Genomic DNA, 14,874 nt, shown 5'->3' with positions numbered 1-14,874 from the left:
TATCTTAATTGCTTATCGGATAAATAAAAGAGATTCTCGGTTCAATACGCCTTTGTGGTTTGTAACCCATAATTTCGTTTAGATTATTTCTAACCGGTTCGAAAGTCCAGCTATAAAAAAGTGAAAAAAGAAAATACTTTCGAAACTTATATCCCGCTTCGGCAAATGCAAATGAATGTTCGTCTGTTCCAAATAGATCCGTAAATTTTTCTATACCACACTTGTCGTATCCAGCACGAAAGGTGTAAGGAAACTGTTCAGAATCGAAAATAACTTGCAAATGTAAAATGCCGTCGTTTACTCCAACGGTCTTACTGAAACTGCCAGAAATTTTAAGTATGCCAAACCAATCGCCTGATAGTTCACCGAAGTAGCCGCTACCAGCTTTAACTTGCTTTAAAACATTTAACTTGCTACTAAAAGTCTTTTTGCCATAGTCCAGAGCAAACTTTTCAATTTCATAAAGAGAATTGAAGTAAGAAGGTATAAATTCTTTGCCGATAAATCTTTTTTCGATTCTTGCAAAGAGTTTTACTATCGAAAAACCTTTAAAGCCAAATATCATTCCAATTGAAGTACCGCTGCCAAAGTTAATAATCTTAGAATGATCAACATAAAAATCGAGGTCAGCGATTTCTGTTCTCAAAATCGGAAGACCGACATCGAAGCCCACTACAGTTGTATTGCTCTCCTTCTGATTAGCAACAAAAAATGAATCGATGAACTTTCCCGACGTAACACCCGCATTATCATCTGTATCTGTAACAAGCGTAGCACCGATTTCAAGCGAACCGACAACTAACAGACGAGCCAGGTTTGTATATTTTAGTGGTCTAACATAAAAACGTCCGCCGATCAATCCACCACTGCCGAAATTACTGTAGACCAACTCGAATCCATACTCATTAAAGTCAGCGTCAAATGCAAGCCCGATTTTTTTTGAATCCAGAGAAGGGCTGTTATTATAAAGATAAACTATACTGCCGTGACCTAATGTGGTATAATCGAGTGCACCCAGGCGAATATAAAGCGGATCGTTCTTTTGCCCGTATCTGACATATCTGATTAAACTTAGATAATCTGAAAATTCGTTGAAATTTTCAGAACGGATTTTGCCATCGGCTGTAAAATTGATATTCAAATCCAAACCGATCCCAACTTTTGAAATCGTAAATTCGGGAAACATTCTAAATGTATAGTGCGGTGCTCCGTTAATCCAGTTGAGTCCGAATCCACCTCCGAAATATGAATTGCCGCTATATGGAATTAAACTTTGTCCGCAGGTAAGACTGTTTATAAAATAAATCGAAATAAAAAAAATAAAATACCGCATAAAAGGAGGGGGTAATTTTAACTTATTTTTTTTGTTACTTCGATTCCGAGTTGTTCCATCCTGTAACGAAGTTTAGATCTCGACAGTCCCAGAATTTTTGCAGCCTGCACCTGATTGCCGTTTGTAATCAAAAGGGTTTTCTGAATCAGTGTTTTGACGACTTCGTCCATAGTTACACCTTTAGAGGGAATTTTAAGTACAAGACTGTCGGAATCGTTAACCGATTCTATTTTCTTTTCGATCAGAAAAGCAAAATGATGAACTCTCAACATATCTTCTTCGCAAAGAAGAACAACTCGCTCCATAACATTTCTCAGTTCTCTGATATTTCCTTTCCATTTGTAGGATTTAAGCAAGTCGAGAGCCGCAGGATCGATGCCAGCGATCGATTTATTAAATTTCTGATTGAACTCCTGAAGGAATGAATATGCAATAAACGGAATATCTTCCTGCCGTTCACGCAAGGGAGGAATTTCAATTTTGACAACATTCAAGCGGTAGAACAAGTCCTCGCGGAAATTCCCCTTTTTTACTTCTTCTTCGAGATTTCTGTTTGTTGCTGCCAGAACTCTCACATTGACACTTATTTCTTTTTCGCCGCCGAGACGATAGAACTTTCGCTCCTGCAAAACACGTAAAAGTTTTACTTGCATATCGAGACTCAATTCACCAATTTCATCAAGTAAAAGAGTTCCGTTGTTAGCCAGTTCAAATTTACCCAGTTTTGTTTTTTGCGAAGCTCCTGTAAATGCACCTTTTTCGTGACCGAACAATTCGCTTTCTGCCAGTTCTCTCGGAATCGAGCCGCAATTGATCGTAATGAAAGGAGCTGAAGCTCTCGGACTGTTTTGATGGATAAAACGTGCAAAGACTTCTTTTCCGGTACCGCTTTCTCCTTCGAGCAAGATTGTAGTATCACTGCTTGAGGCTAACTTTTCGACAGAATCCAGAAGACGTTGAATTTTTGAGCTCCTACCAAAAAATTCTTTCGTCAATTTATCCGTTTCAAGAATCGAATGAAGTCTGTCAATTTCACTTCTAAGTTTAATATTTTCAAGAGCCTTATCGAGTACAATGTTTAATTGTTCCAGTTCGATCGGCTTGAGAAGAAAGTCGAAAGCACCGAGTTTAATTGATGTAACCGCCATTTTTATGTCAGCGTATCCCGTAATCATGATTACAGGCAATGTCGGGTAATCTTTTTTAATTAATTTCAGTATATCGATACCATTGTGCGTGGTGAGATATATATCGAGAAGAATTAAATCGGGCTGATATTTTTTGACAATATCGGACCACTCTCCTGCGTCGTTACAGATTTCGACTGAATACCCCTCTTTGACAAGCACTTTTTTAAGGGACATTGAGACCAGGTCGTCGTCATCAATTATTAAAATTTTCGGTTCCATTTAAACCCGATTTAGAAAATGAATTTAATAAAAAATCTTGAGCCTTTTCCGAATTCCGAATCAAATCCAAGTTGTCCGCCCATTTCTTCAAGTAATCTTTTACAAACTGTTAGCCCAACTCCGCTACCTTTTATTTTACTTGTATAAAATCCGGCAAGAATTTTTTCTTTATCTTCTTCTTTAATGCCGCAGCCGAAATCTTCAACTTCCCAGACAATTTTTTTGTTTTCTGGAGTTTCATTGTATGAAGTTTTCACATAAATAACGCTCTTATCCTTTGAAGCTTCGATACTGTTATTAATCAAATTCAGCATTACTTGAAGCAATTTATTCTCGTTAATATTAATTTCAGGAATGTTAGGATCGAACTGCTTTATGATATTGATATTTCTTTTGGAAGCAGTAAATGAGATTATGTCGATAGCTCTTTCGGCAACAGAATTGATGGAAACACTTTTTTGACGATCGCCCGATTTACGTGTGAAATCGAGTACATCGCTGATGATAAAATTAATCCTTTCGAAAGCCTCCAGTGAAGAAGCTATTGATTCCCTCAGCTCGGCTGAAAGTTCTTTTTCGAACATATTGAGGTAGTCAAGATTCAACTTGATTACAGTAAGAGGATTGCGAATTTCGTGTAGTAATCCCGCTGTTAATTTACCTAATAAAGTCAGTTTATTATTCTGGATATAATCTTCCAAAACCCTATATTACCCTTTTATTGGAACCAGATGTAACTAAAATATAATCCAATCACTTGCAGCAAAGTTACAAAAAGATTTTTTTATTAAAAAATATCTTATTCGATTTATGCATTTAATCCATTGGATTTATAGAAATTGATAGTTTCTTCAAGAGCAATTTCCAGAGGGATTTCAGGTACAAATCCGAGTTCAGTTTTCGTTTCGGCAATTGAAGCCACACTTTGCTTAATATCTCCCGGCCTTTCAGCAAGATGAACAATTTTCGATTTACTGCCGGTTAAATCGATAATCATCTCCGCTAATTTATTGATAGTAATACTGCTTCCTGTAGCGATGTTAAAAGTACCCTGCGCAATCTTAGATTCTGCAGCCATGATATTTGCTTTAACTACATCTTTAACATAGATAAAATCGCGCGTTTGATTGCCATCACCAAATATTAATATGTCTTCTCCTTTTATCGCTCTTGTGATAAAAATCGGCACTGCTGCTGCATACTGGCTTGCCGGATTTTGTCTGGCTCCAAATACATTAAAATATCTGAGCGCTATTCCATTGACTCCAAATTGCTCGTAGTACATTCTCAGATAGAATTCACCGTCGAGCTTTGTAATGCCGTAAGTCGATTTAGGAAACAGGGGTGAATTGATCGATTTCGGTAACTCAGGATTGTCTCCGTAGACTGCAGCCGAACTGCTAAATATTACTTTCTTTATTTTTTTTGCTTTAGCTGCTTCGAGAATATTTATCAATCCTCCCACATTAATATCGATACATTCTTCTGGTTTTTCTATCGATTCTGGAACTGATATAACAGCAGCAAGATGATGGAGATAATCTGCGTTTTCTGTAACATCGAAAACAAGTTTTCTATCGGTTATGCTACCTTTGTGAAAAATAACGCCATTGAGTTTTTTGATATTGGAAAGTGAACCGGTCCTGAGATTATCAATAATATGAACTTCGGCACCTTTTTCGAGCCAGGCTTCGGCTATATGGCTGCCAATAAACCCGGCTCCTCCCGTAATTACAATTTTCTTTTTATTCATTATTTCTTTTTGATGTGTAGTTGATATACCACGAACTTGATTCTTCCAGATACTTGTTTACAAGCGACGAAAAATAATGCGGATCTGTCAAATCTCCATCGTTGAGTAATGAAATAAAATAAAGTTGTTCTGTAACTTCTTGTATAATCCTGTCGTTGGAATCTTTTTTAAACACTTCGAGCAAATTACGTATTAATTTATTATTTGGATTAATTTCAAGGCGTTTTTTACTTGGTTGCACGTCTCGATTTGTCATTCTAAGAATTTTTTCCATAGTTGAAGTCAAACTGTCATTAGTCGAAACAAGGCATGCTGGACTTTCAACAAGCCTCTGAGACTCAACAACGTCTTCAACTTTATCGCCCAGTATTTTTTTCATTTTTGCAAGCAAACTACTGAAATGTTTTTTGTCGTCCTTGCTTAATTCATCCTTCTTATCGGCGACTTCGTTTTCATTGCCTTTAATATTCTCAAGCGATTTTGCGTCTATGTTTTCAATTGATTTAAGAAGAAAGTCTTTATACTTACCGATAGAATTTACTACCAATTCATCAATTGGGTCAACCAAACAAAGAACCTCGATTCCTTTATTCTTAAAGATTTCAATATGTGGATTACTTAAGATAGCCTCCCGATTTGGCCCACTCGAGTAATAAATTTCCTTCTGATTTTCTTTCATTCTGTCGACGTAATCTTGCAGAGAGATTACTTCATTCTGGTCTTTACAGAATGATGAATTGAAACGGAGCAATTCGACATATTTTTCTCTATTGACAAAATCGACATAACCAAGTTTGAATATTTTCCCGTGCTCTCTCCAGAATTTTTCGTATTCTTCTTTATTGTTTTTGGCTTTTTCCTCGAGATATGAGAGTACTGTGGATGTAACGCTTGAGGCAATTTTATTGAATATCACATTTTCCTGAAGAGTTTCTCGCGAAATATTGAGAGGAAGGTCTTCAGAATCGACAACACCTTTTACAAAACCGAGATATTCCGGCAGCAAGTCTTTATTCTTATGCTGAACAAGGACTTTTCTTACATAAAGATCTAATCCGTAATTATCTCTATCGAGCCAGAAAAATTCGTCGCTTTTCCGGGGAATAAATAGAAGCGAATTAAATTGAATTGGAGCATCAATCGATTTGTGAATAACATCAGCAGGGGGTTCAGTGTCGTGTGTTAGAAATTTATAAAATTCTTCGTACTGTTCTTTTGTAATCGAGCTTTTTGGCTCTTTCCAGATAGCTGAGATTGTATTAATTTTTTCTTTTTCAACGAATATTGGGAATGAAATAAAATTTGAATGTTTTTTAATAATTGATTCGAGTCGCCATTGTTCAAGAAATTCTTGTGCGTCGTCTTTTAATAATACTTTGATTGATGTACCTCTGGGTAATTCTTTATCCAGTATCGCTACTTCGTATTGTCCTAAACCATCGGAACGCCATTCGACTGGTTGATCATCTTTTCTATATGAACGAGAAGTAACGATAACTTCTTTTGCAACCATAAAAACGGAATAGAACCCAATTCCGAAACGTCCAATAATATTTGTTGCGTCGTTTGAATCGGCTACCATCTTCAAAAACTCTTCCGTCCCTGATTTAGCAATTGTACCGAGATTCTTTGTAATTTCATCGTAATTCATACCGATTCCGGTATCGGAAACTGTGATTGATTTATCGTCTTTGTTTATTGTAATTTTTATTTCAAGTGGTAAATCTGGATTTATAACTTCTGTACCTCTCGTTGTTTCGAAGCGGAGTTTATCGAGAGCGTCCGATGCATTCGAAATCAACTCTCTTAGAAATATCTCTCGGCTTGTATATAAAGAATGGACTAAAATGTCGAGTAGCTTTTTAATCTCAGCTTTGAACTTGTACTTTTTAGCGGTATGCATTTCTTCCATCTCAACTCCCCAAATTGTGAAACACCACAAAAAATGCTACCGCAAAAATAAGGATGATTCAGTTCAGCTTCAATCTGACGCGGGCATTTAAGATTTGTCGTTTTCGGAATTTGTATCGTCTTCGTTGATGGCTTTTTTAAAAGACTTAACTCCCTGTCCCAATCCTCTCATCAATTCGGGTATTTTCTTACCACCGAATAATAATACAAGCACCAAAACTATTAGAATAATTTCAGTTGCGCCTAAATTTCCCATCATTCACCTCTTTTTTACGTGCAAAAGATAATAAAAATAATCCATTCTGTCATAATTTTTTTATGAATAATATCTCAAATATTGAAATTGCCACCATGATATAAAACGAGGCAAACATTAACAACGAGGAAATAAATGTTAGATAAACAAAGACAGGATTATAAAATCTAATTAACCAGATAGACCCGAATGTAATTAAAAGAGAAATTAGCGGTTCTACCATAAAAAATATCTTCCACGGTCCTTTGATAATGGAATTAAAATAAAATATAAGTCCCACAGAAAAAAATACAAATGAAAGTCCCAAGATATGATTATGAGTAGTGATCATTAGCTCAGATATCGGTTTGGGAAAAGCTTCTTTAATTTCGAAGTCTTCGTCTGTCTCCGAACCATTAAATCTTTCAACTACTCCTTCGGTGGATATATTCGTAGTATGTTTGACAAACAAAGCTCCAATACTCACACCGATTGTAAGCGTGAACAAATAAATCGCAAGAAAGGCTTTAAGTGATTTATCCAGTTTATACAGTACGAAGTTCATAAATCAGCTTGAATAATTTTTATTAACTCTGTTAGTTTGGCGATGCCCCTTGTAACTGCATCTGCGGAAATTGTAGCCCCGCTTATGGAATTTATATCCTCTCCAAGCTCGAAAGACGAGGAGTGGTCTTTCCCGATAAATTGTTTCAACCAACTTTTTTCCTTAACAGCTCCTCCGTAGGATTCTCTGTATTTAATAATTTCTGCATTTATTACTTTTGTTTTTGAATCGAAGATAACAAGAAATGTAATTGGAAGAGATTTACCGTAAACATTGTCCATAACTGCAAAGGCATGCAATGAATCTTCCCGGTATATTTTCCATATGTATAAATAATCTCTGAAAAACTTCTGCCTATGTTTAACCTCAAGCTTCGTTTTAATATTTGGAGCTATATCGTACTTAATCATAACAAATTTATGGCCGGAACCGAAAAAGCTTTTTACTGCTTTTTCGGCATCTTCTTTTATACCAGCATTTATTGAACCGAATAAGAATAAAAGTGCTATAAAAATTCTAAACATAAATTTCCTCAAAACATATATCCAACGCCAAGGTTAAATAGAGTTGTTTCTTGAGAGCCAAGTTCTTTAGTCCGTATGCCGTAATCAATTTTAAATACAACTTTTTCAATTGGTTTTACTGAGCAACCGACCATCCAGTAAGAATTGTGATTAGCTTTTTCTGAATTTCCACCAGTAAGAGTTGAAGCAGCTGTGTTATAATCAGTGTACCTGATAAAAGGAATTATTCTCGTTCTCCAGTTCAGCAGGCTTGAAACATCATAACCCAGATCGATATAAAAACCGTTTGATTTTTTCAAATTGTATTTTTCATAGTCAATATTACCATATTCAAACACGAGATATAGATTATTTCTCTGGTAAGAAGCATGAACTTCATAAATTGAAATAGCATTTTGAGATGTGTCACCTGAAGCATTATTGTACGAATAAGAAGCGCCAAATTTTAAACCAGGAAAACCGAGATAATTGACACGCAGATTATACAATAAGTTTTCTGCATTGGCCTTATAACCTTTTAGGCGGCCGTTACGAATGGCAGCCGATTCGCTAAAACTATCGCTATTGAGTCCTTCCATTATGGTTAATTTATAGTCAAATGACTTATAATTTCCGAAAAATGAGACACCATTGCCGAACCACGTAGTGGGAATAATTTTGCTATGATAGTCTGGTCTTTCTACGCCAAAGAACAACGGTGGTTCATGGTACTCGTTTAGCAAACCGATGGAGGGCAATATTACACCCGCCTGGAATCCAAACCAATCAGCATGGTTGTATTCCACATAGGCTTGTTCTAATTCAAGTTCTCCCTGACCGTTCTGAACAAAATTATGTTCAAGATCAACTTCTGATTTGAATGACCATTTTTCATTAAAATTATATCCGAGAAAAATTACAAAGCGATGAAAATCGAGGATTTCTGAAGCTTTAGTATTCTCAACCTTTGAATAGTTGTAATGAAGTTCACCGTAACCACCAACTGTTACCTTAGATTCAAAAAACTCGTCAGTTTGAGCTATCGCAGTTATACAATAAGCAAAGAACAAGAATAAAGAGATGTAAAAACGCATGATGACGACCTCCATTAATATGATTTTTATTTAGACCAAATATAAATAAAAAAAATATTTTTCCAAATTTTTTCTTGACAATAATTTATGCATCCTGTATTTTTGAATCATTATTCATTAATAATGTAGTATGAGAGTAAAAGAAGGAAATAAAGAAAAAGATATACTCGATGCAGCCGTCGAGATTTTTGCTCGACATGGATTTCACAAAGCTAAAATTTCTCAGATAGCCGAACAGGCCGGAGTGGCTGCAGGGAGCGTATATCTTTATTATAAGAATAAAGATGACATCTTGATAAAAATCTACAATACACTTTGGGAAAAACTTTACAGCGAATTGCTATCCATTACTGGTAATGATTTACTCTCCCCAATTGAGAAAATCGATGCAATGATTGACCTGATTTTCGATATGTTTACGCAAAATCCCTCGGTTGCAATCGTCTTCGTCAATGAGCAAGAAAGTATGAATCGTATATCGGGTGATAAATACTCGCTCTACTACGAAAAGTTTCTGGATGAAGGTGAAAAAGTAATTAAAGAAGGTATTAAGGCTGGATTGTTCAATAAGAACATCGACTTTAAGATTTTCCGCCACTTTATATTTGGTTCAATTCGCAATCTGCTTCACCAGTGGGCGTTAACGCCAGATAAATTACCATTGAATAAAATACGCCATAATTTCAAATTTTTGATAAAACACGGGATAATGAAATAATTTTTTTTAAATTAATTATGAATAATGATTCATTTTTCGGCTTAATCATGCGAAACAACAAAACTCTTATTGCCCTTCTGCTCTTAGCGGGTAAATTAATCGCGCAACCCCTCGAGTTGTCGTTGAAAGAATCAATACAGCTTTCTCTCTCAAACAGTTACACTGTAAAAAAATATGAATCGCGCTTGAAAATGAAACAGGCTGAAAACAAGAAAGCCTGGGGTAATTTTCTTCCTGTGGTATCTCTCGAAGCTTCTTATACTCATTTGAATGACGACATGAGCATCGATCTAAATCCAATTAAAGATGCCATTGTAGGCCTTCAGGCCAATTCTCAGACCGAAATACAAAATATTTACAACATACTAAACGGTCTGCCAGCTATGAGTGATGCGCAAAAATCTGCCATTCGGAATCAAATTGCTTCAGGGCTAAATTCATTGTTGCCCCCATTTAGTATGACATTTAAAGAGCAAGATTTTAAAACTGCCACCATAGTAGGTTATCAACCAATATTCTTAGGAGGCAAACTATTAGCTGCAAAAAATTATGCCTCGAGTGAGTTAAAAGCTGCGGAATTAGAACTGCAATCAATAAAAAATCAATTGTGTTATCAAGTTACCGACGCATACATTCAGGTAGTACTCCTTGAAGAAATCGTAGAAACAAGGCGTTCGGTACTTGATGGTATCCGCAAGCATAAAGAAGATGCATGGAAATTATATAAAGAAGGTATTATTGCATATCATCACTATTTAAGAGCTGATGTTGCTTATGCTGATGCCGAGACCAATTTATTAAACGACGTCAATAAACTTGAACTTGCGCTCGTTAAATTTAAACAGCTATTAAATCTATCCTCAAACACTGAAATAATATTGACCGACACCCTCTTTTATAATGAAACAGACGTGGATATAAATAAACTTAAATCGGATGCAATCACCAGGCAGCCTTTACTGAATATAATCAGGAAGAAAATGGATGCAGCACGACAAAACTATAATATTGCTCGTTCCGAGTTTTTACCCAAATTATTTGCATTCGGGAAATATGAAATGTATCCGGAATATTTATCTTCCCTTGAACCAAGGTGGGCTATTGGACTCCAAGTAAACTTCAATTTATTTAACGGCTTCAAAAATTATCTCGACTTGCAAAAAGCAAATTATATGGAATCTGAAGTCGAACAAATTATGAATGAGGCGATTGATCAAGTTAATTTGTGGATTACAAAATCTTATTCCGAAGCTGTAAACGCTTCCGACCGATATAAGAAGTTAGAATCTGACATTAAATTAGCCGAGGAAAATCTTAGAATTAACGAAAAAAGATTCCTGAGTGGAATGGGCACTTCGTTAGAAGTCGTAGATGCACAATTATCGCTCGAAAAAGCCAAACTCAATCGAACTACTGCTTTGTACAATTACTACAAGTCTTTAGCCGAACTTTATTATGCCACTGGCGACTTCGATAAATTTTTTGATGTTTGGAAGAATAAGGAGTTTTCACATGAATAAAAAAATTATAATACCTTCCATTGTACTGGGTATACTCATTTTGCTTCTATTAATAGTTTTTTCTGAAATTTTTTCTAATGACGAAAATATAATTACGGGATTAGTAGAATCTCATCAGGTAGATGTATCTTCAAAAATACCAGGTAGACTGAAAAAAATATACGTCCGCGAAGGAGACAAAGTAAATATTGGAGATACACTCGCCATAATTGAGAGTAAGGAACTCGAAGCCAAGTTAAATCAGGCCAAAGGTGCCCTTGAAGCCGCAAATGCAAAATACCGTATGGCTCTCAATGGTGTACGCAGCGAAGAAAAAGAAGCTGCTTTGAATTTGTATCTGCAAGCTAAATCTCAGTACGAATATGCATCCAAAACATATAATCGCTTTAAGGAACTTTATAAAGATAATGTAATATCATTACAAGAATTCGACGAAATCGAATTTAAATACAATGCCGCTAAGGCTCAGATGGAGGCAGCAAAGGCTAAATACGAGATGGCCCTTAATGGCGCACGTGACGAGGAAATAGCTGCCACGCGCGGACTTTTAACACAAGCCGAGAATGCTTACAACGAAGTACTGGCTTATAGCAACGAACTTGTTATCAAAGCTCCAGTATTGGGTGAAATTACCGACATCTATGCAGAGAATGGTGAATTGATTAACTCAGGTTATCCAGTATTTTCCATTCTGCCCGAAAATGATCGATATGTAATTCTTCATGTAAGAGAAGACGAAATGACAAAAATAGCAAAAGGCAAAATATTCAAAACAAACGTACCAGCTCTTAATCTCAATGAGTTCCCCATGAGAGTAAATTACATATCCCCTTTGGGTGATTTCGCTGATTGGAAACCAACTAATCGCAAAGGTGATTTCGACTTGAAAACTTTTGAAGTTCACCTTGTTCCAACTGACAACAACAATAAATTGCTGCCAGGAATGACAGTTCAAATAAACTTCGAATAATAATATATGGATTTGCAAAATATATATCGTATAGCAGCAAGAGAAATCAGAGGGATGGACAGAATGAACGTTTTTATTGCGATCGTCCTTCCTATGATAATCATTTTTATATTCAATACTATATATCAAAAGGAAATTTTACACGAACTTCCCGTAGCCATTTACGATTGCGACAGAAGTGAATTATCAAGGAAATTGATACGCCTTATCGACTCTTCTCCATCTATGAAGGTTACCGACGCTTACGTTTCTATCGATATGATAGGAAAAGGCTTCAAAGATGGCAAAATTGAAGCAGTTTTCTATATCCCCTCAAATTTTGAACGTTCGATCAAAAATGGGATGCAATCAAGAATAATTGTTTACAAAAACAGCTCCAACATTATTACGAGTAACCTTATACTAAAAGAGGCCTCCGTAATTGTAAAGACTTTTTCAGCAGGCGTGATGTTGAATAAATTAAAGAAAAATTCAATAAACGAAACACAAGCATATCCTTTGTTAAATCCGGTTAAAATTGAGGCGTCCTCTCTTTACAATCCTAATTATAGTTACCTTAGATATCTGCCCCCTGGATTAATAATTTTTACTATTCAAATAGCAATAATGTTAAGTACGTCTTTGGCCATCAATTCAGAGTTCGTAAAAGGTACTTTCGCAGAGTTGCTCACGATTTCCCATGGCAAATTGATCTCAATTTTTGCAGGTAAATTTATTCCATATTTTACGATTTATTTTTTCATGTCGCTAATTATTCTGTTCGTAATTTTTCCATTCTTCAATATTATAATTAATGGATCTTATCTAATAGTAATATTACTCTTTATAATCTTCATTGCAATAAATGTTAGTTCAGGACTTCTAATCTCTACATTATTTAACGACCAATTATTAACAACTCAGTTCACAATATTCATTAACACACCGGCTTTTATATTGAGTGGTTTCACATTCCCTATATGGGCAATGGCATCTGCTCATAAAATTCTGGCTTATTCAATGCCTTTCACCTACTTTTTAGAATCTTTTATTAAAGTAGCCAATTCCTCCTCTTCTTTATATGATATTTCATCTGAGTTATCAATACTTCTACTTTATACTATCGTCTCATTTACTGTAGCATTAATTGTTCTAAAATACAAAGTCAAAAAATTGCCAACAGCGAGCTCGAATGAAATTTAAAAAGAAAATAGAAAAGCTAACAAGTATTATCGTAGAAGAATTTCATACTGTAAGAAAAGATATCAATCTGTTTGCGATACTTATCCTTGCTCCCTTATTTTATTCTCTTTTCTATAGTACTGTATATGTTAATAAAGTAGAACGAAATGTACCATTAGCTGTTGTCGATTTAGACAAAACAAAATCTTCAAGAGAATTGATTAGTTTGCTCGATGCCCACTCCAATATAAGCATCGAATTAGAAACCGAATTTCCCGACGAGAAATTAATTAAAAATGGTACTGTCCAAGGAATTTTGGTTATTCCTAAATATTACGAGAAAAAGCTTAAACGGCATGAGAAAAATAGCATCAAGGTATACCTCAATACATCACGCTTTTTAATTTCGAATGACTTAAACAAAGGGATAAATGAAACAATAGGTTCTATCAATGATAAAGTAAAATTATCTTATTTCAGATCGAAAGGATTTACAACTGAACAGGCAAAAATATTATCTGAACCTGTACAACTCGAAATCCGTAATTTGTTTAATCTGCTGGATAGCTACGGTTATTATCTAATACCTGCCATTCTTATACTAATACTCCATCAGACATTATTATTGGGAATCTCTAAAAGCATTGCCGAATGCAGAGAAAACAATGAAATATTAGAATGGAAAAGAGACATTTTAACAATACTTACTGCCAAGGGAATTTTTTATACACTTCTATACTCTGTATATCTGTTGTTATTTACAACCATTATCTTTTACATGTTCGGTATAGAATTTAAAGGTAGTTATATCATCCTCATATTAACTGGCTTACTGTTTATCAACAGCGTAGTTTACTTTGGTATTTTTATTTCCTCATTCTTTTTGAAGAAATTGCATGCACTTCAAATTATGGCACTTACATCGTATCCTATTTTTTTATTCTCTGGATATAGCTGGAAATTAGATGCAATGCCTATTGTAATAAAGACTCTAAGTTATGCTGTCCCTTTTACACCGTATATAAATCTTTTTACCAGGCTTTCACAAGCAGGAGCCGGATTTAAAAACCTTATGCCAGAAATTTTACACCTTATTATTCTCATACTAATTTACTTTTACGCTTCTTATATCAGAATTCATAAACTAAACGAGGTATAAAATGAAACGGTTGTTAACATTAATAGTATTAATTACTATTCCGTTTTCTGTTTATTCGCAAAGTCGAGTATCGGTCGGCATTATTTTCAGCCAATTTAACAATATTGGTGATGAAGGAATTACTGACATAAAATCGCCACTGGGTTACGGGTTGTTAGTTGGATACGATATTACACCCAAATTTTCTGTAGCATTTGCAGGTGAATATTTAAAGGGGAATATCAAATCATTTAATGGGAAGGAGACAAATTATAGGACGGCGTTAAACGCCATTGTTAAACCATTCAATACACAATTACTTTTCCCTTACGTAACTGCAGGTTTTGTTGCTTCCTTCAAAGAATACGACTATGAAAATTTACCTTCCACTGATAAATTTAAATTGTATGCACGCTATGGTGCAGGAGTCGATTACAAACTGATTGATAATCTTTCAGTCAACTTCGACCTGGGAGTTTATTTCAACGGTATGGAATTTTCTGGTTGGACTAACAGTTTGGGTTTGAGAATAACCCCTAATTTATAAGTTCAGCTCACTGAGCT

At 35.2% G+C, this 14,874-nt stretch carries 15 protein-coding genes; 6 read left to right on the top strand and 9 right to left on the bottom strand.

What is annotated here, in order from left to right:
• Positions 1 to 4: 4 nt before the first annotated feature.
• The 9 genes from ACSSV9_RS07675 to ACSSV9_RS07635 all read right to left on the bottom strand — a co-directional run bounded on the left by ACSSV9_RS07675 (position 5) and on the right by ACSSV9_RS07635 (position 8,803).
• Positions 5 to 1,333: a hypothetical protein gene (locus tag ACSSV9_RS07675; RefSeq protein ID WP_437346657.1), complete on the bottom strand. Its 1,329-nt coding sequence runs from the start codon at positions 1,331 to 1,333 to the stop codon at positions 5 to 7.
• A gap of 17 nt (positions 1,334 to 1,350) precedes the next feature.
• A complete protein-coding gene (locus ACSSV9_RS07670; protein ID WP_437346656.1) occupies positions 1,351 to 2,742 on the bottom strand; it encodes a sigma-54-dependent transcriptional regulator in 1,392 nt (463 codons plus the stop codon).
• 11 nt (positions 2,743 to 2,753) lie between these two features.
• Positions 2,754 to 3,443 (bottom strand): two-component system sensor histidine kinase NtrB, encoded by a 690-nt coding sequence (locus tag ACSSV9_RS07665; protein ID WP_437346655.1) that lies wholly within the window; start codon positions 3,441 to 3,443, stop codon positions 2,754 to 2,756.
• 107 nt (positions 3,444 to 3,550) lie between these two features.
• Entirely contained in the window at positions 3,551 to 4,495 is a 945-nt protein-coding gene (locus tag ACSSV9_RS07660) for an NAD-dependent epimerase/dehydratase family protein (RefSeq protein ID WP_437346654.1), read from the bottom strand.
• Positions 4,488 to 6,398 carry a molecular chaperone HtpG gene (gene htpG / locus ACSSV9_RS07655; RefSeq protein ID WP_437346675.1) on the bottom strand — a complete coding sequence of 637 codons (1,911 nt, stop codon included), beginning with the start codon at positions 6,396 to 6,398 and terminating at the stop codon, positions 4,488 to 4,490. Before htpG ends, ACSSV9_RS07660 begins: the two co-directional genes overlap by 8 nt.
• Positions 6,399 to 6,494: 96 nt before the next feature.
• Entirely contained in the window at positions 6,495 to 6,662 is a 168-nt protein-coding gene (locus ACSSV9_RS07650; protein ID WP_437346674.1) for a twin-arginine translocase TatA/TatE family subunit, read from the bottom strand.
• A gap of 49 nt (positions 6,663 to 6,711) precedes the next feature.
• A complete protein-coding gene (locus tag ACSSV9_RS07645; RefSeq protein WP_437346653.1) occupies positions 6,712 to 7,206 on the bottom strand; it encodes an Aq_1264-related membrane protein in 495 nt (164 codons plus the stop codon).
• Positions 7,203 to 7,730 carry an FMN-binding protein gene (locus ACSSV9_RS07640; protein WP_437346652.1) on the bottom strand — a complete coding sequence of 176 codons (528 nt, stop codon included), beginning with the start codon at positions 7,728 to 7,730 and terminating at the stop codon, positions 7,203 to 7,205. The genes ACSSV9_RS07645 and ACSSV9_RS07640 overlap by 4 nt, the downstream gene beginning before the upstream one ends.
• A gap of 8 nt (positions 7,731 to 7,738) precedes the next feature.
• On the bottom strand, positions 7,739 to 8,803 hold the full coding sequence (locus ACSSV9_RS07635) for a porin (RefSeq protein ID WP_437346651.1): 1,065 nt from the start codon (positions 8,801 to 8,803) through the stop codon (positions 7,739 to 7,741).
• A 130-nt stretch (positions 8,804 to 8,933) separates the two neighbouring features.
• On the opposite strand from ACSSV9_RS07635, the gene ACSSV9_RS07630 reads away from it, so the two are divergent.
• Genes ACSSV9_RS07630 through ACSSV9_RS07605 form a run of 6 tightly spaced genes read left to right on the top strand, consistent with a single transcriptional unit; the run spans position 8,934 to position 14,857 of the window.
• The gene (locus ACSSV9_RS07630; protein ID WP_437346650.1) at positions 8,934 to 9,521 is read left to right on the top strand and encodes a TetR/AcrR family transcriptional regulator; all 588 of its coding nucleotides are present in this window, start codon (positions 8,934 to 8,936) and stop codon (positions 9,519 to 9,521) included.
• A 47-nt stretch (positions 9,522 to 9,568) separates the two neighbouring features.
• A complete protein-coding gene (locus tag ACSSV9_RS07625; RefSeq protein WP_437346649.1) occupies positions 9,569 to 11,041 on the top strand; it encodes a TolC family protein in 1,473 nt (490 codons plus the stop codon).
• A complete protein-coding gene (locus ACSSV9_RS07620; protein ID WP_437346648.1) occupies positions 11,034 to 12,011 on the top strand; it encodes an HlyD family secretion protein in 978 nt (325 codons plus the stop codon). Before ACSSV9_RS07625 ends, ACSSV9_RS07620 begins: the two co-directional genes overlap by 8 nt.
• Positions 12,012 to 12,017: 6 nt before the next feature.
• On the top strand, positions 12,018 to 13,193 hold the full coding sequence (locus tag ACSSV9_RS07615) for an ABC transporter permease (protein WP_437346647.1): 1,176 nt from the start codon (positions 12,018 to 12,020) through the stop codon (positions 13,191 to 13,193).
• Positions 13,183 to 14,331, top strand: coding sequence for an ABC transporter permease (locus tag ACSSV9_RS07610; RefSeq protein WP_437346646.1), 1,149 nt, complete (start codon positions 13,183 to 13,185; stop codon positions 14,329 to 14,331). The genes ACSSV9_RS07615 and ACSSV9_RS07610 overlap by 11 nt, the downstream gene beginning before the upstream one ends.
• Before the next feature lies 1 nt (position 14,332).
• Positions 14,333 to 14,857 (top strand): outer membrane beta-barrel protein, encoded by a 525-nt coding sequence (locus ACSSV9_RS07605; RefSeq protein WP_437346645.1) that lies wholly within the window; start codon positions 14,333 to 14,335, stop codon positions 14,855 to 14,857.
• The last annotated feature ends 17 nt before the right edge of the window (positions 14,858 to 14,874 follow it).

The sequence above is a fragment of the Melioribacter sulfuriphilus genome, from assembly GCF_051488685.1.
GTDB lineage: Bacteria > Bacteroidota > Ignavibacteria > Ignavibacteriales > Melioribacteraceae > Melioribacter.
The sequence above is the reverse complement of the archived record's forward strand: the minus strand, read 5'-3'. Positions and strand labels throughout refer to the sequence as shown.